Raw genomic sequence first — 8618 nt, forward strand, 5'->3', positions numbered from 1 at the left:
TCGCTATCTGCGTCAACCCCATTCAGCGACCACCCTAAAAAAGTGGCGTGGTGAGGAATCGCCGTCCGTTTTACGGCGGCGAGGATGTCAAAATCAGCTACTTACATGGGTATTTTATCAATTTTCTGTGGCTTTGGTTCGCTTAAATTCTGGAAATTTTGCCATCTTGACACATGGTTTGTTAGCCTTCGTAGTGCAACCCTGTAGACGATTGGCGACTTTCTAACAAGATTAATTACTTAACCACTGACTGGAACTTATGAATTTATCGGGGGCAAAAACTTATGGTCTGCACAGAATGCAATGACGCACCATCTAATGGTAACTATGGGCTTTCACGAACTTATAATTTGAGATATAAAGATTATTCCCGTAATATCATTCTCACTGATTACGGATTAGTCGATGATCTTTGTCGCGATTTTTGCCAACAAGCTCGTTCTAATGTTGAAACCGTTGCCCAGTTTATCGATGATAACTTCAAAAAACCACTAGATAGATATGAAGCTATCATTAATGTTGGCAGAATAAATGGTTCCTATGAGCCTGCTGGATGGGGACATAAAACTAAACGGGCTTTATTTGGACAAAGAGAAATTAATGGTAGAAACCGTTCTTATGGAACTGATATCACAGTAGTAGCTCATGAATTTTGTCATGGTTTAATTGGGCCACTTGAGTCTCCGCAAGAAAATCCACTTGAAGAATCTTTTTGTGATATATTTGCGGTTTTAGTGCGTAACTATGATAGGGATAATGGTTCTTATTGGAATAATCCTCATAATTGGCTGTGGGATGTGGGAGAAAACTTTCAAGAAGGAACCGGATCCCTGAGACGATTAGATACATTACTTTCTTTAAGGTTTACAGATGCAGGGCCTGTCTATGGACAAATACAAATAAATGATCGAACTACGGCCAAGAATTATCACGAACTTTCCTTGATTCATAGTCATGCTTTTTATCAATTTATGACAACTCATAACACTGTCATCGATGGAGAGCCTCTTTTAAATGGCGAATTTGCTCTTAAGCTATTCCGTGAAGTTCTGAAATCTATTTCTGCGCTCAACAACTTCCTCGATAGTCGTAGAGTATTTGAACAACAAGCACAGCGATTACTAGCACCCTCTCCTCATATAGAGGTTCAATTAGATGCTATTTCTCAAGCATTTATTGATGTAGGAATTGAGTAAATATTAGCCAACTAAATTGACTATTAAGCAATCGCTTGGCACTTTTTTAATGTCAGTTTTAAAAAGCCATTTAACTAAGGGATTACCATTTTGTTCCAAGCGGGCAGTTAAATTTAACTTAGTCCTCACCAATTGCATATTATTAGGGACTTTGACAATCATGTGCATAAATTTACTTCCTTGAACTCCTTTTCCCTGTGCTTTTCGATATTCCCAATCAGCCTTATATTCCCCAACTCCTGTGGCTATAATTGTTGGTTGTAATTCGGGGTATTCTAGGGCAAAATCTGTTCCTCCTAAACTTGCCTGAGCTTCCTTAAACTTAATATTGGGGGACAGGCTAACTTTACAGTTCCGCTTGATTTCCTGATTGATTTCTAACGGATATAGATCAAAAGCAATAGCCCGGTTTTGTTGATTATCGGGCAGTAAATCAACAGAAAATTTAGCTTGAGTAATTTGAAATCTATCTTCTCCACTATTACGAAGAGAACAGGCAAAACGGACTAAAAAAAATTGTGCCTCATTCTGTTTTACCTCTAACCAAGAGGGAATTGCACCAGAATAAAGTTCAGCTAATGGCCAAACTTCTGGTTGTCCGATGCTAACAGTTGGTGCATCGCTAGGCCGTGAGGGAGGTGAGATAAATCTAAAATTTTCTTCCTCAATTTCTTCGCTATCCAATTCTAGTTGTCCTTGCCAAAGAATATTCTGAATTGTTTCAGGAGTAGATAATAACATATCAATTCAATCCGTGAAGTTGTTCAATTATCAACAGTATATCGCCAAAATAGAGAAAATAAACCCAATCCTTTGGCGAAAAAATAGGATTGAGTTAACAAGATCAAAAATGGGATAGGTTAAAAACACATCCCACGGTTCCGATTAAGTCAGAACTACTGACGAATTTGTACCGGCATCACCAAATAGGTCATCTTTAAACCTCCCAAGGGGGTAAAAATAACCGGTTGGGTACTAGCATTTAACTGCATTTGGATATCATTATTGGGTAAAGCCTTCAAACCGTCCATCAAATATTTAACATTAAAGGCAATATCGCCACTTTCTCCCTGAATTGTCGCCGCCATGGACTCTTTGGCACTACCTAAATCGGGAGATTCCACCGCTAGGGATAAACGGTCATTTTCGCTATCGAGGCTAAACTTGACTAAGTTATTCTTTTGGTCCGATAAAACCGCCACTAATTCCAAACAACGGATTAATTGTTTGCGGTCTAAAACCAAAGAGCGCTCGAAGGATTTAGGAATTAACTGATTATAAGTGGGATAGGCCCCTTCTAACTTACGACTGGTTAACCTCTGTTCCCCCATTTCAAAGATGACTTGAGAATCATCCACATGCAGAGTAATAGTCTCGATATTTTGTTTTGTTGCCATCATTCTTTCCAATTCTCGCAGGGCCCGGGCCGGAATGGTGACATTAAAGCCACCAGAGGCACTTTCCACCTCCTCTAGGGGAGTTTGTACCACCGCTAAACGATGACCGTCTGTAGCGGCAAATTCTAGACAATCGACGGTTTTAGTTAAATGCACCCCCGTCAACACCTGTTTAGTTTCATCGCCACTAGCGGCAAACAATGCACCTTTTAGTCCCTCTGTCAAGGCAACTACAGGTAAATTAACAATTTCCCCATCGGCCACCGTGGGCAATTCTGGGAACTCATCGGCTTTCATGCCGCGAATTTGGAACTGTGCCGAGGCAGTTTTTAGAAAAGCGAGACTATGCTCCTCATCATTCTTGTTTTCTTCCACAGAGATAGTGATTTCCCCCTCTCCCAAACGAGAGACAATATCGTTAAGCAATTTTGCCGGCAGGGTAATTTTGCCCCCTTCCACCACCTCGGCCCGAAAACTGGTGCGAATCCCTAAACTCAAATCAAAGGCAGTCAGGCTAATTTCGCCCTTTTCCTCATCGGCACAAAAGAGAACATTTCCCAACACCGGATGGGTAGGACGACTGGCAACGGCCCGACTAACTAGGGATAAATTGCTGTTGAGTTCGCTTTGACTACTGGTAAATTTCATAGCAGGAATAGTTTTTTTGTACGCTAAAAAATAATAGCAAGAATTCCCCTGTGGAAAATCTGTGGAAAACCAGAGCTTTTTTCGATCGCTCTTTCCGGGCTAAAATCTATCAATAGCAATAACTTCGGCCATTGCTAGGTTTTTACTGCAATTCTGAAAAGATTGTGGAAAAATTGTCAACAGTGAAATTTTTGCCCTTTCTCAGCCAATTACATCAGCTGTTAACCATCAAGCTACAAGTCAAGAATAGCGAGACTTTAGCCGACCAGCGCCTTTCTTAGCGAAAAAATTGCGTTAAATGTAGGCCGGTGATCTTTAAAATGGAACAAGCAGCAGGAAGTTAACAAAACAAAGCTCTGGGCCTCCCCCAGAACCAATAGACTCAAATAGACAAGGAGACAGGATTGGTTAGCACATCTTCGTATCAAACAACAAAATCGAAAGAAATCTTTACAGCCGCTCAAAAATTAATGCCGGGGGGTGTAAGTTCCCCCGTGCGGGCCTTTAAATCCGTCGGTGGTCAACCCATCGTTTTTGAAAGCGTCAAAGGGGCTTATATTCGCGACGTGGACGGTAACGAATACATCGACTATGTGGGAACTTGGGGGCCGGCTATCTGTGGTCATGCCCATCCCGAAGTGATTGCCGCCCTCCACCAGGCCCTAGACAAAGGAACCAGTTTCGGCGCTCCCTGTGTCGAGGAAAATATTCTTGCTGAAATGGTGATTGATGCCGTTCCCAGCATTGAAATGGTGCGTTTTGTCAATTCCGGCACCGAAGCCTGTATGTCCGTCCTGCGCTTAATGCGGGCTTTTACCGGCCGGGATAAAATCATCAAATTCGAGGGCTGTTACCACGGTCACGCCGATATGTTCCTCGTGAAAGCCGGCTCTGGTGTAGCGACCCTAGGCCTACCCGACTCGCCGGGGGTTCCCAAAACCACCACTAACAACACTTTAACCGCCCCCTACAATGACCTGGAAGCGGTAAAAGCCCTCTTTGTCGAGAATCCCGACTCGATTGCCGGGGTGATTTTAGAGCCAGTGGTGGGTAATGCCGGCTTTATCGTGCCGGATGCTGGCTTTTTAGAAGGATTGCGGGAATTAACCAAGGAATACGGGGCCTTATTAATGTTTGATGAGGTAATGACCGGATTCCGCATCGCCTACGGTGGCGCTCAAGAAAAATTCGGCATCACCCCCGATTTAACCACCCTCGGCAAAGTTATCGGCGGTGGGCTGCCGGTGGGGGCCTACGGCGGTCGCGCCGATATTATGGCTATGGTCGCTCCGGCCGGCCCGATGTACCAAGCGGGAACCTTATCCGGCAACCCCTTGGCTATGACGGCGGGAATTAAAACCCTAGAGTTACTTCAGCACCCCGGCACCTACGAATATCTCGATAAAGTGACCAAATCCTTAACTGAAGGGCTACTGAAAGTGGCCAGAGATGCTGGTCATAGCGTTTCTGGAGGTCATATCAGTGCCATGTTCGGGATGTTTTTCACTGGCAACCCCGTGCATAACTATGAAGGGGCCAAAAAGGCCGATGTGGCTAAATTCGGTCGTTTTCACCGGGGAATGTTGGAAAGAGGCGTTTATCTAGCTCCTTCCCAGTTTGAAGCTGGTTTTACTTCCTTAGCTCACACAGAGGCCGATATCGAACGGACTTTGGCCGCCGCTAAAGAGGTTTTAGCAAGTTTATAGTTAATGCTGCTTCGGCCGGGAAAATTGATTGATAGAGTCTCAATTATTGATGAGTTGACATCTCCCCGCTTGCAAAAGACGGGGATTCTCAGGGGAAATTTGCCTAGAAACCCCGAACAATCGAGGGATTATTATCCCCAGCACTGTAAAACTTATCAGTCCCAGCACAGGCCGCCCCTTTTTAGTCAACCAGATCGAGGATATCAAGAGCAAGAGGTATCTAACTTGACAAAAATTACCTCGGTTTCTATAATCCTGAAACCGTCAACAAAATTGAGCGATAAATAGCTGGGCAAAAAATCAAGAAAAACAGCAAAAAAACGTAGTTCCCCCCTTGACAAATAGCCAAAACTAGGCATTAGTTAAATTTAATGATTTTTTAATAAAAACCGCCTTCTATCACCAGAAAAAGCGATTGGTAGATTTTTATCAGAGTAATGTAATCATCTTTACAACTATCGGGGATCAAAGGATGTTAGGGTGAAGGAGCGATGAGAAACCCACTTTAAGATCACCCCAATTGCTATGGCACAGATTCTCGATCCCCTCCCCAACGGCAAGAAAAATAGTATTCTTTGTTGCTATGTCAATGCGACCAGTCATATTCAAATTGTTCGCATCACCAATATTGCTAACTGGTATTTTGAAAGGGTGGTTTTTCCCGGGCAGCGTTTAGTATTTGAGACCCTAGCGGATGCTTTCTTAGAGATTCATACGGGGATGATAGCCAGCGCCATCCTTTCCGATAACATCCCCTGTGAACGCCTTTATATCAGCGATGGGGATGAGGATGACTCCGATGGTCAACTAGACAGGGAAATATTCTATCCCCATTCCCTAGAGGAAAGTCAAGGGGCGAAAATTGACAATGCCGTACCCTTCGGTTTAACTTTAGCTTCCGCCTAGCTAATAACCTAATCTGATAATTCCCCTCGCACGAGAATCACAGTGCAATTAACCGCACGGGCAATCGTCGAGGGGATATTGCCATTTAAGAACTGATTGAGCAAGCTTTCCCTGGACGCACCCAAAAGCACCAAAGAACAATCCTCCGATTCTACCAGATGAATCACCGCCTCGGCCGGAGAGGCCGAACAAATCGGTAAAGGTATAATCGGCTGTGCGATCGCTTTCTGTAAAGATGCTTGTAAAACGAACATAGTGGACAGATCTGGCAGTAACTCCGTCGGGGAATAGATTTTACATAACCAAAGTTTGGGATGATCCGAAGACTCGGACAAAGACAGCAAACTAGGCAATAATGCTAAAGCGCGTTGGGCATTGGGACCGCCGGCGGTGGGAATCAGCCACATCCTTTCCCGATTAAGATCGTTGGGAAAACAATCCTTTGTCCCCAATTTTACCAAGATGGTTTCACAGGGGGCTTCAGCAATCAAAGTATCGACTAAAAACCCGAAAATCGCCCCAGTGGTCGATTTTTCCCCCGTCCAACCCATAATTAATAAATTGCTGTGTCGTTCGCGAATCGTGGCCAAAATCCCGTCGGCGATATCCTGAGCCACGGAAATTTGTGTATGAACAGATATATTCTGCTGTCGGGCTAATCTTTCCAGACGATGAAGTAATTTGCGTCCTTCCCGCGTATCTACCTTTACTTCCGCCGGAGAACTAAGACGAGGCACAGTAATCACATAGAGACAATCTATTTCATAATTGCGTTCACGGGCGATCGCAGCAGCAATTTTAAACAAAGCGGTAGCGGTGTCGGGATTGGCAATAGGTAACAAAATCCGGCCTATTCCCACGGCCGGGGAACGGGTTTGATAAACCACATAGGAAGGGGTACTGCGTTGGGGCAGTTGACAAACTCCCCCCAATTGATCGGCTTCCACCCGAATAATATCGGTGCGGGTAATGATCCCCACCAGTTTTTGACCATCGGTAACGGGTAAACGGGAAAGCTGATAGCGATTTAACAGAAATAAAACATCGCTTAAAGCTGCCTGGGGGGCCACAGTAATGGGATTGGGAGTCATGATCTCCCGTAGGACCGTTTGACTGTTTTTCGATCGCCATTTATCCAGATCACTTTGGGTAAAAATCCCCAATAGTCGCCCCTGTTCCACCACGGGAAAACCGCGATGATGGGAACGGGACATAATTTTCACTACTTCCCCCAGGGGTAAATCCGCCGGCAGAATTTCCACCTGCGATTGCATCACATCCATAGCCGACAGATGGGCCAGCACATCATTAGAAGGGGTTTCTTCGTTGAGAATAATGCCACTAGCGGAAAGTAAATGCTGATAGAGGGAACCGGGGTGAATGCTTTCGGCAGTGATATAAGAAACGGCACAGGTCAACATCAGGGGCAGCACAACATTAAAATTGCGATGCAGTTCAAAGACAATCACGATCGCCGTTACCGGAACCCTGACTACTCCCGTAAAAAAAGCCCCCATACCCGCTAAAGTATAACTAGCTTCGCTGCCGAAACCCATCATTTTCGTCTCGATTCCCCCCACCAGAAACCCCAAGCAGGAGCCCAACACCAAAGCGGGGGCGAGGAGTCCTCCCGGAGCGCCGGAACTGTAGGCAATCATGGTCAGGAAAAAATAGACGACGAAAGCGAGGGCGGTATTCTGCCAACTCAATTCCCCAGCCAGCAAAAATTCCCGTAAACCGGTATTATCTCGAAAAAAGTCGGGTAAAAAAGCCACTACCGTTCCCGATAACCAGCTGACCAGACCGATGCGCCAAGCCAGAGATAACCGCCAACGCCGCTGCATCTGGCTACAAAAAAGGATGCCTTGATTGAATAAAGCCCCCAGTAAGCCCGCTAAAACCCCCAAAAGGCAATAAATGGGTATTTCTTGGGCAGAGAAGCTAATATTGGCATATTCAGTGATCATTGAGGGGGTATTCTGCAGCATCATTGAAACCACGGCCCCGGTAAAGGAAGCCACAATCGCCGTTTCTAGGGTCATACTGGAGACATCGCGCATTAATTCCTCGATCACAAAGAGAACGCCGGCGATGGGAGTAGTAAAACCGGCCGCTAACCCCGCGGCTGCCCCGGCTGCGATCATCTGACGACGGTGATCGGGACTGGTGGGCAGCCAGACGCTTAACTGGGCCGCTAGGGCCGCCCCGATGTGTACCGTGGGGGCGCGACGACCAAGGGTTAAACCACCGCCAAGGATCAGGATCGCCCCGATCATTTTTACTAGGGCGACCCGCCAAGACAGGGGCAAAGGATATTTAGCTAAGGCCGCTTTTACTTGGGGAATACCACCCCCGGCGGCCGCCGGGGAGAAGTGTTCGACAATCCAACCGGCACTGTAACCGAGCAGAAAACCGCCGAGGGGCAAAACTAGGAAAGGAGAGGAATTGGCTACTAGATGCACCCGCCAACCACCTAACCAACCGATCCCCAATTTCAGGATAATGGCGGCAAGAGCGGAGAGAATTCCGATTAAACAGGCGACCAGTAAAGCATAACGACTATCGGTTGCGCTACGTCCGAAGTGTTGGGATTTAAACCACTGACGGAGGTTTTGGTGACGGGCAAAAAGTCCCATAATTATCAGGGAGAATCAAGGCAATGGCGGAGCGAGGATTTATTTAGGGTCTGCTGAATAATGGTAAAACCCTTTTAAAATAAAGCTTTTGACCTGTTAAAGTCCGATGTTAGTGCAAGAAAATAGGAT

At 45.6% G+C, this 8618-nt stretch carries 6 protein-coding genes and 1 pseudogene; 4 read left to right on the top strand and 3 right to left on the bottom strand.

From position 1 onward, the window contains the following. Both BGL89_RS16880 and BGL89_RS16885 read left to right on the top strand, forming a co-directional pair. Positions 1-226, top strand: a pseudogene (locus BGL89_RS16880) (hypothetical protein); the annotation flags it as partial. Between the two features lie 124 nt (positions 227-350). Then, positions 351-1196: a M4 family metallopeptidase gene (locus tag BGL89_RS16885; RefSeq protein WP_286826700.1), complete on the top strand. Its 846-nt coding sequence runs from the start codon at positions 351-353 to the stop codon at positions 1194-1196. A gap of 3 nt (positions 1197-1199) precedes the next feature. Here the strand turns inward: BGL89_RS16885 and BGL89_RS16890 are convergent, their stop codons facing one another. Then, complete coding sequence (locus BGL89_RS16890) at positions 1200-1937, bottom strand: hypothetical protein (protein ID WP_286826701.1); 738 nt, start codon at positions 1935-1937, stop codon at positions 1200-1202. Between the two features lie 155 nt (positions 1938-2092). Next, positions 2093-3241, bottom strand: coding sequence for a DNA polymerase III subunit beta (gene dnaN / locus BGL89_RS16895; protein ID WP_286826702.1), 1149 nt, complete (start codon positions 3239-3241; stop codon positions 2093-2095). A 404-nt stretch (positions 3242-3645) separates the two neighbouring features. Here dnaN and hemL point away from each other — a divergent pair, with 404 nt between their 5' ends. Together hemL and BGL89_RS16905 are read left to right on the top strand one after the other, a co-directional pair. Beyond that, complete coding sequence (hemL, locus tag BGL89_RS16900) at positions 3646-4947, top strand: glutamate-1-semialdehyde 2,1-aminomutase (RefSeq protein ID WP_286826703.1); 1302 nt, start codon at positions 3646-3648, stop codon at positions 4945-4947. Positions 4948-5472: 525 nt separating this feature from the next. Next, positions 5473-5853: a DUF1830 domain-containing protein gene (locus BGL89_RS16905; protein ID WP_286826704.1), complete on the top strand. Its 381-nt coding sequence runs from the start codon at positions 5473-5475 to the stop codon at positions 5851-5853. A gap of 8 nt (positions 5854-5861) precedes the next feature. Here the strand turns inward: BGL89_RS16905 and BGL89_RS16910 are convergent, their stop codons facing one another. After that, positions 5862-8489 carry a chloride channel protein gene (locus tag BGL89_RS16910; protein ID WP_286826705.1) on the bottom strand — a complete coding sequence of 876 codons (2628 nt, stop codon included), beginning with the start codon at positions 8487-8489 and terminating at the stop codon, positions 5862-5864. Positions 8490-8618 lie beyond the last annotated feature (129 nt).

Source organism: Microcystis sp. LSC13-02 (genome assembly GCA_002282935.1).
Lineage (GTDB): Bacteria > Cyanobacteriota > Cyanobacteriia > Cyanobacteriales > Microcystaceae > Microcystis.

Excerpts from the sequence above, each read along its gene's own strand:
- BGL89_RS16890 (WP_286826701.1), bottom strand. The coding sequence starts at position 1,937 with ATGTTATTATCTACTCCTGAAACAATTCAGAATATTCTTTGGCAAGGA.
- dnaN (WP_286826702.1), bottom strand. The coding sequence starts at position 3,241 with ATGAAATTTACCAGTAGTCAAAGCGAACTCAACAGCAATTTATCCCTA.
- BGL89_RS16905 (WP_286826704.1), top strand. The coding sequence starts at position 5,473 with ATGGCACAGATTCTCGATCCCCTCCCCAACGGCAAGAAAAATAGTATT.
- BGL89_RS16910 (WP_286826705.1), bottom strand. The coding sequence starts at position 8,489 with ATGGGACTTTTTGCCCGTCACCAAAACCTCCGTCAGTGGTTTAAATCC.